The sequence below is a fragment of the uncultured Idiomarina sp. genome, assembly GCF_964010655.1.
Taxonomy (GTDB): Bacteria; Pseudomonadota; Gammaproteobacteria; order Enterobacterales; family Alteromonadaceae; genus Idiomarina; species Idiomarina baltica.
In genome coordinates, this window is the sequence record NZ_CAXGLS010000008.1 from 26,646 (window position 1) to 43,529 (window position 16,884).

Annotated in this window: 13 protein-coding genes; 5 read left to right on the plus strand and 8 right to left on the minus strand. The window is 48.9% G+C overall.

Annotated elements, in window-relative coordinates:
* Positions 1 to 41: 41 nt before the first annotated feature.
* The 3 genes from ABNS04_RS03755 to cysS all read right to left on the minus strand — a co-directional run bounded on the left by ABNS04_RS03755 (position 42) and on the right by cysS (position 4,815).
* A complete protein-coding gene (locus ABNS04_RS03755; protein ID WP_348671193.1) occupies positions 42 to 1,748 on the minus strand; it encodes a GNAT family N-acyltransferase in 1,707 nt (568 codons plus the stop codon).
* Positions 1,749 to 1,872: 124 nt separating this feature from the next.
* On the minus strand, positions 1,873 to 3,417 hold the full coding sequence (locus ABNS04_RS03760; RefSeq protein WP_272977286.1) for a leucyl aminopeptidase family protein: 1,545 nt from the start codon (positions 3,415 to 3,417) through the stop codon (positions 1,873 to 1,875).
* A gap of 15 nt (positions 3,418 to 3,432) precedes the next feature.
* A complete protein-coding gene (gene cysS, locus ABNS04_RS03765) occupies positions 3,433 to 4,815 on the minus strand; it encodes a cysteine--tRNA ligase (RefSeq protein ID WP_272977287.1) in 1,383 nt (460 codons plus the stop codon).
* 138 nt (positions 4,816 to 4,953) lie between these two features.
* Between cysS and ABNS04_RS03770 the strand changes: the two genes are divergently transcribed.
* Together ABNS04_RS03770 and ABNS04_RS03775 are read left to right on the plus strand one after the other, a co-directional pair.
* A complete protein-coding gene (locus ABNS04_RS03770) occupies positions 4,954 to 5,457 on the plus strand; it encodes a peptidylprolyl isomerase (RefSeq protein ID WP_272977288.1) in 504 nt (167 codons plus the stop codon).
* Entirely contained in the window at positions 5,454 to 6,173 is a 720-nt protein-coding gene (locus tag ABNS04_RS03775; RefSeq protein WP_272977289.1) for a UDP-2,3-diacylglucosamine diphosphatase, read from the plus strand. Before ABNS04_RS03770 ends, ABNS04_RS03775 begins: the two co-directional genes overlap by 4 nt.
* 54 nt (positions 6,174 to 6,227) lie before the next feature.
* Here the strand turns inward: ABNS04_RS03775 and ABNS04_RS03780 are convergent, their stop codons facing one another.
* A complete protein-coding gene (locus ABNS04_RS03780) occupies positions 6,228 to 6,827 on the minus strand; it encodes a Yip1 family protein (protein WP_272977290.1) in 600 nt (199 codons plus the stop codon).
* Positions 6,828 to 7,114: 287 nt separating this feature from the next.
* Between ABNS04_RS03780 and miaE the strand changes: the two genes are divergently transcribed.
* Positions 7,115 to 7,888: a tRNA isopentenyl-2-thiomethyl-A-37 hydroxylase MiaE gene (miaE, locus tag ABNS04_RS03785; RefSeq protein ID WP_348671194.1), complete on the plus strand. Its 774-nt coding sequence runs from the start codon at positions 7,115 to 7,117 to the stop codon at positions 7,886 to 7,888.
* Positions 7,889 to 7,928: 40 nt separating this feature from the next.
* On the opposite strand, the gene ABNS04_RS03790 is transcribed toward miaE, so the two are convergent.
* From ABNS04_RS03790 to ABNS04_RS03800, 3 genes are all read right to left on the minus strand, one after another.
* Positions 7,929 to 9,212 carry a dicarboxylate/amino acid:cation symporter gene (locus ABNS04_RS03790; RefSeq protein WP_006955091.1) on the minus strand — a complete coding sequence of 428 codons (1,284 nt, stop codon included), beginning with the start codon at positions 9,210 to 9,212 and terminating at the stop codon, positions 7,929 to 7,931.
* 108 nt (positions 9,213 to 9,320) lie between these two features.
* Entirely contained in the window at positions 9,321 to 10,316 is a 996-nt protein-coding gene (gene sohB, locus ABNS04_RS03795) for a protease SohB (RefSeq protein WP_272977292.1), read from the minus strand.
* A gap of 97 nt (positions 10,317 to 10,413) precedes the next feature.
* Positions 10,414 to 12,807: a VolA/Pla-1 family phospholipase gene (locus ABNS04_RS03800; RefSeq protein ID WP_272977293.1), complete on the minus strand. Its 2,394-nt coding sequence runs from the start codon at positions 12,805 to 12,807 to the stop codon at positions 10,414 to 10,416.
* Positions 12,808 to 12,989: 182 nt separating this feature from the next.
* Here ABNS04_RS03800 and ABNS04_RS03805 point away from each other — a divergent pair, with 182 nt between their 5' ends.
* Both ABNS04_RS03805 and ABNS04_RS03810 read left to right on the plus strand, forming a co-directional pair.
* The gene (locus ABNS04_RS03805) at positions 12,990 to 13,742 is read left to right on the plus strand and encodes a YciK family oxidoreductase (RefSeq protein ID WP_006955088.1); all 753 of its coding nucleotides are present in this window, start codon (positions 12,990 to 12,992) and stop codon (positions 13,740 to 13,742) included.
* Positions 13,742 to 14,833, plus strand: coding sequence for a hypothetical protein (locus tag ABNS04_RS03810; RefSeq protein ID WP_242603650.1), 1,092 nt, complete (start codon positions 13,742 to 13,744; stop codon positions 14,831 to 14,833). The genes ABNS04_RS03805 and ABNS04_RS03810 overlap by 1 nt, the downstream gene beginning before the upstream one ends.
* Here ABNS04_RS03810 and ABNS04_RS03815 read toward each other — a convergent pair.
* Positions 14,781 to 16,868 (minus strand): aminotransferase class V-fold PLP-dependent enzyme, encoded by a 2,088-nt coding sequence (locus tag ABNS04_RS03815; protein ID WP_272977294.1) that lies wholly within the window; start codon positions 16,866 to 16,868, stop codon positions 14,781 to 14,783. The two genes, ABNS04_RS03810 and ABNS04_RS03815, sit on opposite strands and share 53 nt — an antisense overlap.
* Positions 16,869 to 16,884 lie beyond the last annotated feature (16 nt).

Below are 16,884 nucleotides of genomic sequence, written 5' to 3' on the forward strand. Positions count from 1 at the left end.
CGCTAATGCGAGGCCTTTTTTTGTGTCTAATAATCGACGAGTTATGCGCCCACGCCCAAATAGCGTTTACGTTTGCGCGCTTTTAAACGGTGGATGTCCACTAACACCAAACCGTCGATTGAGTCACTAAAATCAGGGTCCACACCAAACTCTAAGAACTGCACACCGCCTTGCTCGCATAACTCAGAATACTGCTTATAGAGCGTCGGTACACTCGCCCCCAAGCTACTCAAATACGACTTTAACGCTTTAAAGTCATCATCATAATGATCACCTTTGAGCTCAAAGCCCGGATGTTCAGTCACCCGAAACGCATGATTAGCAACGGCCAAGCGCTGTTGAGCCGGGAAATAATGACGGTAAAACGCCACCAATGCCTGCTTAGCCGGCTCGGGCAAGGTATTGCTAATACTGACCGAACCAAATAGATAACGGTACTCAGGGTGCTGGTTCAGTAGTGCTCCGATCCCCATCCAAAGATACTCCAGGCTCCGTTTCCCCCAATAGCGCGGCTGCACAAACGAACGGCCCAACTCTAATCCCTCAGCAAAAATATCATCCATGCCCCGTTCAAATTGGTAAAAATGACGGCTATAAAGTCCCTTGGGACCCACTTTCTGAATGATTTTTGCACACTCACCGAGTCTGTAAGCACCAGCAATTTCCAGGTCTTCTGCGTCCCAAACAATAAGGTGCATATAGTATAAGTCATGGTCATCCAAATCGCGGCGCTGCCATGTACCCTCTCCTACCGCACGAAACGCCACTTCTCGCAAACGCCCAATTTCGCGCAATAATGGTGAACTGCCATCAAAGCGGTAGCAATAAATCGCTTTACCACAAGGCGTGTTGCCTAAATGTTCACATGCCTCTATCGCTTGCTTGAGCGCTTGTCTAGGCTCAGGCCGCGCAATCGGTGTCAAGGTCGGCAAGATAGTCGGTTTAGCCGTACCCACACGATACAAGTGCTTCTTAAACAGCTTCACTTGCTGTTTCATGGCAAGGTGTTGATGTTGCGTAATAGTCTTATGAGGAATCAACTGACCAATACGACAACTGACCTGTTTGGTTTGCTGGCGAAACATCTCCTTCACCAACAATAGCGTCGCTAACGGCTTGTACACCATTGATGCCGTATAAAATAGTGCCGAGTTGTGTGCTTCCAGGCGGATCGGCAATATATCCGACTGTGTGGCTTTAGCTAACTTTAAAAACCCCGCTTGCCACTGTGTATCGCGCACGCCTTGAGGGCGCAATCGAGACACCTCACCCGAAGGAAAAACAATCACCACACCCTCGTCATGTAGGTGCTGATGAATGGCTTTAACATCGTCTCGGCTCGTACGCCCGTTAAACACCCGCACCGGTAACAACATACTCTGCAGTGGCGGCAGTTTCATCAGCAAGTCATTGGCAACGATTTTCACGTCACTACGCACTTCACTGACCATTTTTAATAAGGCGAGACCATCGAGCGAGCCAATCGGATGGTTGGCAATGATCACCACCCGTCCCGTGGTCGGAATATTATCGAGCTCTGCACTACGGTAAGAGTAAGTAAAGTTGAAGTAGTCGAGAACTTGCTCGACAAAATCAATGCCTTGTAGGTTGGGATAACGCTGACTGAAATCTTTGATATCGCTTTCGTGGAGTAAATTTTTAAGTAGCCAGGTGGTCGGCTTGTAGAGCCAAGGTTTGTTTTCTAGCTTGGGAAGTCGTTCTTTAACAACTTGTTCAACGTTTAACATTACAGGTGCCTCCATGTGCAACATGGTTAGAGGCTAACGTTGAATTGTGACGAATTGATGAATTAATGGACACAAAAAGGTGGGCTGTAGCCCACCCTCAAACTAACGCGTTAGCGCTTCACACTTAACGTTTTAAGTAATGCGCAGATAAGCAGGTCACAGGCGCAGCGGTGGGCTTACCATGCTGCCAATCGCCTCCCTCAACACCGCTACCAGCGATATCAACATGCACATAGCTGAGCGGTTTATCGCTATCGATACCGTGTGCATCCAATCCCGACACACCGACTAAGAACGCCATTGGGAACTGGTGTCCGCGTGCAGTGGTCGCCGAAGGCCCATTGTTAGACGATAAAAGGTCATCGCACAGGGTGTGTCCCTTCACAAAATCAAAGTCTTCACGACGTGACCATGAAATCTCTGCTGGATCGCCATAGACTTCGCCCACATCAAACAGTTGCTGCGCAAGTTGACCACGGCGCGCAGGACCATTCGGTACTAACGCTGTGTATGGCCCTTTTGCTAACGCAGCGTGGCCCGTTAACGTCGCTACAGTGTATAGCTCACTTGGTAAATCACTTGCCGCCGCTTCCTCACGCAAGTGCGAGAGTAAATCGGCCATCACTAGGCGCCCTTCGGCATCGGTGTTACCAATACGTACTCGTTTGCCGCTATGCCCAGTAATGATTTCGTCGGCAACAAAAGCATCTGAGCCGATGCTGTTACGGACCGCCCCAATTTCAGCGATCACATGTAAGTTAGCCGGTTCAAGTTCAGCGACGGTTTTCACAAACCCAGCGACTGCAGCCGCACCACCTTTATCACGACTCATGCCCGCCATGTGTCCACCGACTTTAAGGTCGGCGCCACCGGTATCGTAAACAATCCCTTTACCCGCGAACATCACTTGACGTTCTGGCTGGCTGCCTTTGTATTCTAAACGGATAACACACGGACGATGACGTTCAACACTCACCGATGCGCGTCCTACAGCGGCTGCAAGTGGATACTCGTGTTCGAGCTGCTGAAAATCATCGATTACAGTCACTTTAACCGCCGTGTGCGCAAACGCATTGCGGCAGTACTCGGCAAAACGCGGTGGCGCCATGCGCTCGGGTTCAGTGCCAGCCAAATCACGCGCCACACGCTTGCCCGCTTCAATCGCCATTGCCCACTCGGCATCTAATGCGCCCACTAAAGTCACATCACGCGTTGGCTCGATTTCATCCTCGCCATGATACTCGCGCGCTTCGAGCGGTTGATAAAGTGCTTGGCAGAAGCCTAAATAAGCGGCGAGAAAAGCCTGCTGATAACGTTCGTCTTCAACGTTAACACCGTTGAGCAAAATGACCGGATGACGTGCGCCTGCATCTTGCGCGATTTTTGCAGCTTTATGCGCGGCATCAAAGACTTGACGAACATCGTCATAGTCTCGGTTTAAAGGTCCTGTTGGTGCAACTACCATGCGGTTGCCAGGCACATCATTTGCACTGATAAGCAGTGCCTCTTTACCCACGCGTTGGTCTGTGCCCTGAGCAGCACGAATCGTTTCGCTCAACTGCGTGTTTTCAATATGTGCAAAATGACCGATAACAATCAGTGCATCGGTCTGTTCGTTATCAATGGCTTGCTGAAGTTCATCAACACAATGCAAGGTTGCAAATGCCATAATTTCCTCTCTTTTTTATGAACGTCGCCACTGCGTGCCGTTTGCACCATCTTCAAGCACAATCCCCATCTCAGTAAGACGGTCACGGGCTTCATCGGCAGCGGCCCAATCTTTCTCGGCTCTTGCTTTATTACGCTGGGCAATCAATGCCTCGATCAACGCAACTTCATCATCAGCGCCACCTTGCAGGAAACTCTCCGGTGACTGCTGTAAAAGTCCCAATACATCAGCAAGCTCAACCAGTACATGAGCCAGCTGTGCAGCACGCACAACATCATTATCACGCGCCTTGTTAATTTCACGCACCAATTCAAATAGCACACTCATGGCTTCGGGCGCGTTGAAGTCATCATTCATCGCATCGGTAAACTGATTCCAGTAAGGTAAACGCAGATTCTCGTCGGGCTGCTCTGGTGTAAGCCCGCGCAACGAAGTGTAGAGTCGTTCAAGTGCCGCATGCGCCTGCTCTAGGTTATCTTGCGTGTAGTTCAGTTGCGAACGATAGTGGCTTGATAGCAAGAAGTAGCGCACCGTTTCAGCATCGTACGCGTTTAATACATCACGTATGGTAAAGAAGTTGCCCAATGACTTCGACATCTTCACATCATCCACCTGCACCATACCGCTGTGCATCCAATAATTTACATAGTTGGTTTGATTCGCGCAGCAACTTTGGGCGATTTCATTTTCATGGTGTGGAAACGTTAAATCCGACCCACCACCGTGGATATCAAAGGTTTCACCTAAGTGTGCCTTATTCATCGCTGAGCACTCAATGTGCCAACCTGGACGTCCCTCACCCCAAGGTGAATCCCAGCTCGGCTCGCCCGCCTTCGCCTTTTTCCATAACACAAAGTCCAGCGGGTCCAGTTTGCTGGCTTCCACGTCAACACGCGCGCCTGCCTGCAACTGTTCCAAGTTTTGGCGGCTTAAACGACCGTAATCGTCAAAGGTTGATACATCAAACAACACATCGCCATTGTCTGCTTGATAAGCGTAGCCTTGTGTTACCAACGATTCAATCATACGAATAATGTCATCCATATGCTGTGTAACACGCGGCTCAACATCGGGTTCCAGCAAATTTAAGGCGGCAAAGTCACGATGCATCTCATCAATATAACGTTGGGTCAATGCATCAAAAGGCTCACCGTTTTCAGCTGCTCGCTTAATAATTTTGTCATCCAAATCGGTAATATTGCGAACATAAGTCACGTCGTAACCAATTTTTCTTAAATAACGGACCACCACGTCAAATGCTACATAGGTGCGTGCATGACCAATATGACACAAATCGTATGTGGTCACGCCACACACGTACATACCCACACGGCCTGCTTCTCTTGGTGTAAAGGTTTCTTTCTCGCGGGTCAGGGTATTAAACAGTGTCAGTGCCATAGTATCTCCGTAATTTGGCTTTAGTCGACAAAACGAACAAACCGATTCAGTTTTTATGATTCAACCACTAATGATACCACTGAACGGTCGGCTCTGGTACACTAGCGACCGATTAGTCGTAGTATTAAGGAACCCAAAATGCAGGTTGTTTTACATACCAATTATGGTGACATCACCTTAGCCATGCACACTGAGACCGCTCCTAAAACGGTCGAAAACTTTCTTCAGTATGCACGCGACGGTTTTTATGAAAACACGCTATTTCATCGTGTTATCGATAACTTCATGGTGCAAGGTGGCGGTTTTGAGCCCGGCATGTCACAAAAAGACACCCGTGGCACTATCGAAAACGAAGCCAAAACAGCAAAGCCGAACCTGACTGGTACGGTCGCTATGGCACGCACCCCGGCTCCACATTCAGCCTCGTCACAGTTCTTTATCAATGTGAACGACAACCACTTCCTTAATTTCCAAAACGAAACACCTAACGGCTTTGGTTATTGTGTATTTGCTGAAGTGGTTGAAGGCATGGACGTAGTTAACAATATCAAAGGTGTCAAAACTTCAACGGCTGGCTTCCACGCCGACGTTCCAGTTGAAGACGTCGTTATTACAAGCGTTACCGTCCAAGAGGACGCATGACCACAGCGTTTATTGCTGACCTTCATTTGAGCCCTGAACGCCCGGATATCACCGCGGCGTTCGAGGCTTTTTGTGAGCGCAATGCCTGTCTAGATAAGCTCTATATCCTCGGTGATCTGTTTGAGGCTTGGTTAGGTGACGACGACCCCAGTGAGTTTGCTGTGCACATTAAGTCGTTACTCAAACAACTGGTAGACCACGGTGTGCAAGTGTATTTTATGCCCGGCAACCGCGATTTTATGCTGGGTAAAAAATTCGCACGGGAAGTGGGACTGACGCTGCTCAAAGATGAAACGGTTATCGAGCTCAATGGTGTACGCACTTTGTTGATGCACGGTGACACGCTCTGTACGGCGGATCAAAGCTACTTACGCTACCGCGCCGTCATTCAACACCCTATCACGCGATTTTTACTGGCACGTTTACCGCTTAAAACGCGCATGAGTATTGCCAAGAAACTGCGCGCCAATTCGGGGACTCAACGAGCGCTGTCCCATCAACGTTTACAGCAGATGGATGCTCAGCACGCTGCTGTCGTTAAGGCGATGAATAATCACCAAGTTCAACAGCTTATTCATGGTCATACACACCGCGCGGCAATACACTGTTTTGAACTCGCACCCGAACGTCCTGCCAAACGTATTGTGCTGGGCGACTGGTACGACGCACAAAAAATTCAGCAACAAAACACGTACGTCGGTATTTATATGGAATAAAAAAAGAGCCCGCAGGCTCTTTTTTTATGATTCAACGCTTCCGTCGCATCGCCATCAAGACATAAAGCGAGGACCAAAGCCATTAGTCCAAAGAATCGCCGTTGCAACCATCAAAATGACCATTAAGATAAGACCGGCGGTTACAACCGAACTTGCGTATAGAAAGCCGCGTTCTTCAGGAATATGCATGAGAACGGGAATGCCCGCATACAAAAGATATACCGAATAGCCCACGCCCGCCAAAAAGACCAACGAAACGAACCATAGCTCTGGATAAAGCGCGGCAACACCGGACATAATGACGGGTGTCGCCGTATACGCGGCGAGCTCAAGCGACTGCGTAAAGCTCGGATCCGCACCAAAGGTTTTTGCCATCCAAAAGACTAAATAAGCTAATGCAAACGCTGCTGCGAGAATGCCAACATACATCGCGACAGCGAGCATCACACCGCTGCTTTGCGTCAGTGATATCGACTCGCGTGCACCGATACTCCATCCCACGTGGACTGAGGAATAATAAGCTGCTAAGCACGGCAGTAGTGCAACAAACAATAAGTGTGTGAATGAGTGACTCAAGCTCTCATGACGTGCATCGATTGTTTTCCACTCTTCCATTGGGTGAGCATACAAGCCCCAAATATGATTAAGTAACATAATCGCTTCCCCTTGTGTTAAGGCGTTGGCCTCGAAAACGCACCATACCTTGTTGTTATTGTCGGCTAACTTTTCATTGTTAAGGCCACTTATAAGACCGTCTGATATGGCTAAAAATTCAACGCTTTACACTAATATCAAGAACATTTCTCATACTGTCAAGATCGCACTGATATTTTTTAATACGTTTTCTTAACAAAACCCGATCCAGCTCAAGTTGAGGTTTTCGTTTTCCTCGTAAGCACGTAAAATATCCCTTTATTTAGAAACGAAGTATAGCCTTTAACATGTCTCACATGAGTCCCGATATTGCCCAGTTACTCGAACCGATTCACGCTTTCCTGCCTTGCGCCACACCGCAAGCATGGATAGAAAAAGCAAAGGCTCCTGAACAACTCCCTGTGCTACTGCGTGATCACATGGTGTGCGAGTTGAAAGCGGCCCAAAGTGCCATGTTGTTGATCCGCCGCTACGCGGTTGATGAAGCCAGTGGTCAAGCGCTATTGGCATGGCTTAAACCTTATGAAGACTACACCTATCGTCTTGTAGGTGACTGGCGAGCACTGGCTGACCATAACAAACTCAATAAGCGTATGGTGCCAAAATCAGACCGTCCATACAGTCAGGAGTTGATCGACAAAATGGTCATGTTGATCAAGGAGGAGTTGCATCATTTTTACCAAGTATTGGAGATAACACAGGAACTGGGCATCGAATACGACAAGCTTACTTCGAGTCGTTATGCGCGTGGCCTGCTGACACACGTACGGACATACGAACCTGCCGCACTGATCGATAAGTTAATTTGTGGTGCCTACATCGAAGCGCGTTCCTGCGAGCGCTTTGCCGCCATCGCACCCCACGTAGACGAGCGCTTAGGGCAGTTCTATATTTCACTGTTGCGTTCTGAAGCACGTCATTATCAAGACTATCTAACCTTGGCACAGCAAATTGCCGGAGAGGATATCAGTGAGCGAATTGCTTTCTTCGCAAATATTGAGGCGGAATTAATAAAGTCGCCGGATGGCGACTTTAAGTTTCATAGTGGTATGCCCGTTTAATCGATTCAAATGAACCGGATTGTCGCGCCTAAGGCGCGACCTACAGTTCTTCCAATTTTTTGCCAGCTTCTTTGTCGTAGAAGACTTCTTCGTCGAAGTCGCCTTCCGACTTAGCAACCACACAACTGACCATGGCATCGCCGGTCACATTGACTGCGGTACGAGTCATATCCAATAACCGGTCAACACCGATGATTAAGCCGATCCCCTCGACGGGCAGACCCACCTGCTGTAAAACCATCGCGAGCATGATTAAGCCGACCCCAGGCACCCCCGCCGTACCCACCGATGCGAGTGTTGCGGTGAGAATCACCATGAGATAATCAGCGACTGACAGATCCAGTCCATACACTTGGGCGATGAATACCGTCGCCACGCCCTGCATGATGGCAGTGCCATCCATATTAATGGTTGCTCCAAGCGGCACGGTAAACGAACCGACAGAGTTACTCACGCCTAAACGCTTAGTCACGGTTTCAAGCGTAATCGGCATGGTTGCATTACTACTGGCAGTGCTAAAACCAAAGAGTTGTGCATCACGCATTTTCCGAATAAAGATGCCCGGTTTAACACGCGCCAGCACGCCTAATAAGAATGGATGAATAATAAACCCATGAATCAGTAGCACGATGAGCACTAAGAAGAAGTACTTCGCCAGACTGGATATCATGCCCAGTCCGGTTTCGGTGAAGAGCTTAGCCATCAAAGCGAAAACACCATAAGGCGCAATGCTCATCAAAATCACCACTAGCTTCATGATGACTTCATTAAAGTCCTCAAACAGTCCCTTGATGCGCTCCCCAGGCTTCCCTACCAATGCCATCGCGATACCCAGTAATAAGGCAAACACGATAATCTGCAGCATATTGCCTTCTGCCATCGCAGTAATTGGGTTATCCGGGAATAGATCAATAATCACTTGCGACAACGAAGGCGCCTCAGAGGGCTCAAAGGTCGCGTCACTTGCACGTTCGACACCACTACCGGGTTGAATCAAAATCGCCGAGAAAATAGCAATCGAAATCGCAATAGCGGTGGTTATTAAATACATACCGACCGCTTTACCGCCTAAACGTCCCAATTTGCTTGGATCACTTAACGAGCACGTGCCCACTACCAAGGACACCAACACAAGTGGTACCACTAGCATCTTCAATGATGTGATAAATATTTGACCAATGACATTAAACAAACCATTGGTCAAATAACTATCGACCCATGCCGAATCACCTGCAAAATAGCGTAGCGCCATACCCAGCACGATACCTGCCACCATACCGATGACAATGCGGGTCGTCAGACTTAATTTTTTATTATCGCTCATAAGCGTCCTTTTTGTTGTCTATCGGACTAAAAAAACCGCCATAGCCTAGCAGAAAAGCAAATCAAGGGGTAGTTGCCATGCGTTAAACGCACAGCAACTGCCGAGTGGTTACACGTCGCTGCGTGTAAACGAAGATTTCAGCGTATTGACCAACGTCGCGGCGCCTTTTGCAAAACGTTCGCTGAGCGGTTTCTTAATACTGTATTCCACTTTAAGAATACGGTGTGTGTCCAATTGCTTCAACATCCACGCATCGCTGGTAATCACTTCATCAACCAGACCCAATTCAAGCGCTTCAGTACCTGTCCAAACTTCTCCCGTGGCCACTTTTTCTATATCTAATTCAGGACGGTGACGCTGGACATGCTCTTTGAACTGGTGATGGATCGACTCCAAGTCTTGCTTGAATTTACGACGTCCTTCTTCGGTGTTCTCACCCAGTACCGTTAATGTTCGCTTATATTCACCAGCCGTGATCTGCTCAATGTCGATATCATGATTTTTAAGCCACTTGTTAACATTCGGTAGTTGCGCAACTACACCAATCGAACCGATGAACGCAAACGGCGCCGATAGAATGTTATTGCCCACACAGGCCATCATATAACCACCGCTAGCAGCGACTTTATCAACCGCGATAGTCACCTTTAAACCATGGTCAATCAGTCGTTGTAGCTGTGCAGCCCCCAAACCGTAGCCGTGGACAACACCACCACCGCTCTCTAAGCGAACAAGCACTTCATCCTGATCAGTCGCGATACTAACGATCGCATTTACTTCACGCTTGAGGCTATCAACTTCTTTGGCATCAACCGAGCCTTTAAAGTCAATAACAAACAGTTTTGACTGCGGACTGTGCTCGCCTTTACGGGCCTTCTTCAGCGCCTTTTGTGCTTTTTTCTGCGCCTTACCGTCAAGAAGCTCAATACGCAAGCTATCTCGCATTTCATTAAGTTCTTTCGACACGTCAGTGACATCAAGCTCACCCTTACCGCGCTTTTGCTTTTGTGCAGTCTGTGCCACAACACCTAAAATAATTACAAGTGCGACAACGATGACACCTGCTTTTATAATAAAGCCACCAATATCGGCGAGAAACTCCATAACTTCTCCTATTTCCAAAACAAAAGGCCAGCAAAGTTGCTGGCCTTTATTATACGCAAATGTCTGCGTTCAGTTTAGTCGACTCATTACCAGTCGCTTACTGTACCACTTCTTCGTTGGTTACAGGAAGTTGTAACATTCCCGAACCAAACCAGCTAAAGATCTGCGTTTGCATTTCTTGCGTTGAAGCAGGTGAAGCAGATGGGTCAACAATTGAACCATGAGTCGCCTCTGGGAAACGAACCGCGCCGGATACAGGCGTTCCATCGCTTGAAGTCACTGTCGCTGATACACTCGGCAAGCCCATCAAACGAATCAGTGGCTCAGTACCTGCTAACGGCTTACCAGCTACATTATTCGGAATTACGCTATCACCGACCGCCTCAATCAGGTGAACAGGTGAGTCATTCGCGACAACCGCTGCTGAGTAGTTGACCGGATCTGCAGAATCCAATACCGACTGCGCTGCAAAAGCAAACTGTTCAAAGGTTGAGTTAATCTGCGCCAATTGAGCTTCAGAGGCTTGCGCAATAAAGCCATCATAAACTTGCGCTAATAATGCGTCGAAGCCTTCGCCGCCAGGAATAATACCCGCCTGCTCTGCTTGAGCGTTTACCGCAGCGGCAAACTCTTCGCTACCTGAGTAAAGCAACTGGCTCTTAATTGTTTTCTCAAACGCCGGAGATGCAAGCAAGAAGTTAGCAACACTGCCACCTGGCATAGCCAGTGAGGTGGCTTGTACAGCAAATTGACCATTCAGTGCGCTGAGAGGCGACTGTTCAGGGAACGGTGTATTAGTGATACCCGTAAAGCCAACACCAGCGATAGCACCTAGCGAGTGACCAACGAAGAACACTTTTTGACCGTTTATCTGCGCGCCATCGCTTGCTTGGAAATAATTCAAGCTGACACGAAGACCCATCAAATCAGCAATCGACTGACGAACGTTGTCACGAGCCGCTAATAAGTTAGACAGATTCATGTACGCAGTCACGTTGTCCGATGCATTGATTTCATCGGTACCATCATTGTTCAAATCAAAGCCACGGTCACCATGTAACGGATGATCAATCGCTACCGTCGCGAAACCGGCAGCAGCTAGCGAACCGGCGATACCCGCTGCGTTCGACTTATTACCTGTAATACCGTGTTGGAAGATGACCACAGGCCAGCCGCCCGCTGGCACCCCATCAAGCGTTGGCATACCGCGTGCCTGACGAATTTGATTAACAACGGCGAGGTCTGGAATAGTCACAAATGCCGGTACATCAACATCATCCTGCTTTTCTGGTACGGGGTTAAACTTAGTTAAGTGGCGCTCTTCATCAACCCCAGGGAAATCAAAGCAAGCGTTGGGTGGCAACAACAAACTGGGATCTTCAATAGCGCCGGCTGGAATACCCGCACCAGCGGGGTCAATCACACCCTGTTGAATCGCACCTAAAATTGAAGCGGGGCTATCGCACTGCGCGCGCCAGCGTCCATTAACGGGTGCCTGAGGATTCGATTGAGAAGGCAGTGGCGAGTAGTAAGGTAATGTAACCTGACCACCGTAAACGCGCGCAGCTGCAGCAATTTGTAGGGTTTGCGGATCAGTCACACCGTTCCCTTGCAATACCTGAGCAAGCGAAACGCCCTGATTTTGCGCAACCAACGCAGGTGGATTCTGTGCTGCGATTTGTTGTGCAAGCAACTGTTTAGTGACGTTTAGCACGTCCCCAACGGATTGAGTGGTGAAGTTCGACGTATAAATAACGCCGTCGGTATCGACACCATATTGACCAAGCGCGCCTTCATAGCTATTGATCAGACGTTGCAGTGACACTGCCGACGCATCACCAGACACCGGGTTCTCGTCAGCATTACGCTTCATCAGCGTATAGGTCTGTGAGGCTTTTACATCACGACCTAAAGAATCTTGGATATTATTTGTTAACGCGACAATGTAACCGGTTTTAGGCTTCAGTGGACGCAATGGAACAATAGCCACGGTATTGCTATCAACGGCTTTTACGGTAAAGTCGGTGCCGTGTTCAAGCTCTCCAACAACGGCACATGCCGCCGCAGGGCTTGCCGCCGCACAAGCTTCTGATACTGCGCTTCCACCCTGCACCGTTTCAAAAATACGAATGGAACCCTGCGCTTCCAAACTAGCAGGCGTCACAGTGACAGAATCGCCGTTTTCGTCAACCGGCAAAGAAAAATCAAACGTGAGTGTTGAGTGAGTGCCCCAACCATCGAGACCATTTAAAGCAACTTGCGGATTACTGATGTCGGATGGATCGGCAACTGGAATGTTCAAGGTGCCGTCAACTGTACCACTCAATAGGATATTTGTTGGTACAGGGATAACACTGTTAGACGGATCAAAAGCGACACGCGTCGCTGCGACACTGACTTCTTGTTCAGAAACCGGTGCACTGTCACCGCTACCACAGCCGACAAGTGCTAAGGCACTGCCTATCGCCAATGGGAGTAATAATTTTTTCATGTGGATTCCCCAGTCCTTTTTTGCATTATTGTTATTCGCTTTCAGCTTAACGATTTTTATACACCTGTATGAATCAATATGAAAGGTTTTTTCCAGAAATTCTATTCGTTTGCTGAGAAGTTACTCGAATATACGTACAATAGCTTAACGATCTACAAACAGTCCAATGGAATCAAGTAAATATGCAAATCAAAACGGTACACGACTATCAGGCGCCGGCTGATCTACTGGCGAACAAAACGATATTGGTCACAGGTGCAGGTGAAGGTATTGGTCGCCAGGCCGCATTAAGTTTTGCCCAACATGGGGCGACTGTCATTCTACTAGGCCGCACCACCGCCAAGCTTGAAGCTGTCTATGACGAAATTGAAGCCGCCGGTTATGCGCAGGCCGCGATTGTGCCGCTCGATTTGAAAGGAGCTACCGCACAGCACTATAAAGACATGGCGTCTACCATCGAACAGCAGTTTGGCCATCTCGACGGCGTGTTGCACAACGCAGGTATTCTTTCGATTCTGTCACCCTTTACTCATATTGACGAAAACGATTGGAATGACGCGCTGCAAATCAATGTCACCGGCCCAATGCTAATGACTCAGGCGTTAATGCCGGTATTAGAAAAAGCACCATTTGCGTCAGTGGTATTTACGTCATCGGGTGTAGGTCGTAAAGGTCGCGCTTATTGGGGCAGCTATGCGGTATCAAAGTTTGCGACTGAAGGCTTAGCACAGGTGATAGCGGATGAATATGAAACCACATCGGTACGCACCAACGTCATAAATCCCGGAGCGACCCGTACAAAGATGCGCTCTAAAGCGTATCCGGCTGAAGATCCAAAAACGTTAAAGACAGCGTTAGATATTATGCCAACTTATTTGTATCTCATGGGCGATGATAGTAAAAATGAGAATAATCTGTGCTTTGACGCACAGTAATGCAACCTGAGGTTAGTATGATTGCTTCGATAGCCAAGAAATCAATGTTGCCCTTCGCCTTTGTTACTACGACCGTTTTCGCGCAGTCTAATGCGCCGGAGCCGCCCAAAGTTGAAGTCGTCACATCGATTGAATCGCAACAATGGATAGGCATCAGCCCGATAAGTCGCAACACGATTTGGGTATCCGGAGTCGATGGCCGTGTCGCCCGTTCAACTGATGCGGGCTTCAGTTGGGACTACTCACAACCGGGCCCCGGCGATTTGCAGTTTCGTGATATTGAAGCCATCGACGACCGACGTGCTTACGCGCTCAGCATCGGTGACAATGGTCAGTCGCGTATCTACTTCACGGAAAATGGTGGTGCCGATTGGCGCCTACGTTATGGTGCCGCTAACGATACATTTTTAAACTGCATGGCTATTTCACCGCAGGGCGAAGCTTGGGTTACCGGGGACAGCGTAGGAGATGAATGGCGGATGGTACGCAGTCCAAGTGGCCGCAACTGGATCAAAACCAACAGCGCAGTGAGCGCAAAACCGCAAAGTAACGAGGGTGGCTTTGCCTCAAGCGGCAGTTGTGTGCGTTATCACAACGATACTTGGATGATCGGGACGGGCAATGCCGATGTGGCAAGAGTGCTCATTAAAGCCCGTTTTGGTATTCGTTTTGATGTTATCGAGACGCCGATGCAATCAGGACCTGGCGCTGGCATTTTTGCAGTATATCCCGAAAGTAAAGATAACTTTTATATCGCTGGTGGGCATCTGCAAGCAGAGCAAAATGACCAGCCTCGCTTGTGGCATTATCAGTCAGGAAAGTTTACTGCTTTACCAGAGCCGCCGTTAGACGGGACGTTATACAGCCTTGATAAGGTCGACCATAACGGAGAGTGGTTACTCACATCAAACCCCTCGGGCGCTGCCGCATTTCATCTACAAAGTAAAACATGGCATAAACTCAGCGATGCCAACATTTGGAACATCCAGTGTCACGGTGATGCCGCATGTTGGCTCGCGGGTAAAGAAGGCTACATTGCTAAACTGGTGTGGAAGCCAGCGCAAGCCCCCCCGACAAATGTTGTACCTTAGTAAAACCTAATCGCGTAAGCGCATCGGCCATCACGCCGCTGCGCTGACCTGAGCGGCAAACACACACTAAAGGCGACGATTTTAGCTGCGGATGCTCATGAATAAACTGAATCGCTTCGGTGAGTGGAACATTAACGACGCTCGCGTGCGCCGGTAAGTCATCGACAACGTGCTCTTGCCGTTCACGTACATCAATAATCGTGATGTCATCTCGTTCCCATAACGCTTGGGTATCCTCTACTATACTCGCCGCACCGCTTTGCATTGACTTTGCTAACACCAATTGATGCTCGCCATCTTTGCGCGGACACACCAAAGTCGTATCGCTAATACAATGCTGAATATCACGGATAGCTTGATGTCCACCTAAGAACGCAAAATCAACACGCAAACTCTCAGCGGCTTTGACGGGCTCACTCAGTAAAAATGTCGGCAATTCATCACCGAGTTTAAATAAACGTCGTTGACCGACCGACAAGCAACCCTGAACACCGCAGTCACACTCCGCCGGCACCGCGTCGCATCCTGCAATGGCATGTTCAGGCCAACCCCACATATCGGTGTTCGGCTCAGCACCGATCAACATCGCCCGGAGCATCGATGCTGCTTGTTGAACATCGCTGTCATCAGAGCTAACCAATACACCTTGTACATCATAGTTCTGACACCGTACAAGGTTTTCTAACCGGCCCGCTAAGGCGGGATGCGGATCAATAATAGCCACTTCTCGGGCTTCTCGATCAATCAATACATAACAACAATGATCGTCATACTTCAATTGAACCACACCGTCCAATTGCGCATCGTGATCATTATTAGTATCAGCCACGATCAAACAAGATTGTTGAAGCGCTTGAGCAACCAATTGAATACGCTCACACGCCTTATCAACGGTTGCTTGAGTTGTCGCTGGGCCAAATGACATGCGAATCGCAGACTCACTCTGCCAATCACTTAAGCCCATCGCATCTAACACAAAACTGCGCGTCACTTTCGAGCTACACGCGGAGCCAGAGCTCACTCGGATATGGCTGGCATCCAAGACATCCATAATATCTTTAGATGACACACCTTTTACCGAAAAATTAAGGGTTGTCGGTACCGACACCGAAAAGTCATGGTTAAATACGATACTCGGGAAAGCTCGTCGCAAAGTACGCGCTAATTGCTCTCGATAGTGCTCCAGCGTTGTCGGATCAACAAACGTGGTTTGCGTCGGGTCCAGCATCAATTCAAACAGTGCATGAAGCGCCGCGATACCAGGCAAGTTTTCTGTACCCGAGCGATAACCTGACTCCTGACCACCACCGATAATAAGCGGTGTAAACGGCGCACTTTCGCGCACCGCCATGAAACCGATACCTTTAGGGCCATACAGTTTATGTCCGCTAAATGGTGCATAGTCTATCGAGATATCGTCGAGCGCAAGGGGTAACTTACCGAGCGCCTGTACGCAATCGACCATCCAAGGAACTTCGGGCGCATGAGTTCGAATAGTCTGCTCAAGTGCGCTCAGATCCTGCTTTACACCGGTTTCATTATTAGCCGCCATGGTGCATATCATTGCAGCCTGTCCAACATGTTCCGCAATAAATTCATGGTCAAGAATACCCTGCTCATTCACAGGTATCGCTTTCAGCTCGGCATTAAGACCGAGCAACTGGTTCCAATGTTGCAGCGCCTGCGGCACGGCTTTATGTTCGGTAGCGCCATACAGGAGGTAACGACGTGGCGATTGTGGGTTATCGACAGCCGCTCGAATCGCCGATACGACGGCCGTTTGAATACCCTCTGTTGCACCACTCGTAAAAATCAGTTTACCAGAAGACGCGCCGACGACACTACGGGCAAGCTGACGAGTTGTATCGAGGATATAGCGCGCTTTGAGGCCGGTCACATGGCTGCTGCTGGGGTTGCCAAATATCGTCTCCATCGTATGCGACACCGCATCCGCAATTTGCGGAAGTACAGGAGTGGTGGCATTGCAATCGAGATAAATTTCTTTACTGTCGCTATTTAGTGCAAACGGTTTCACTGAGAGCCCTCCTTCG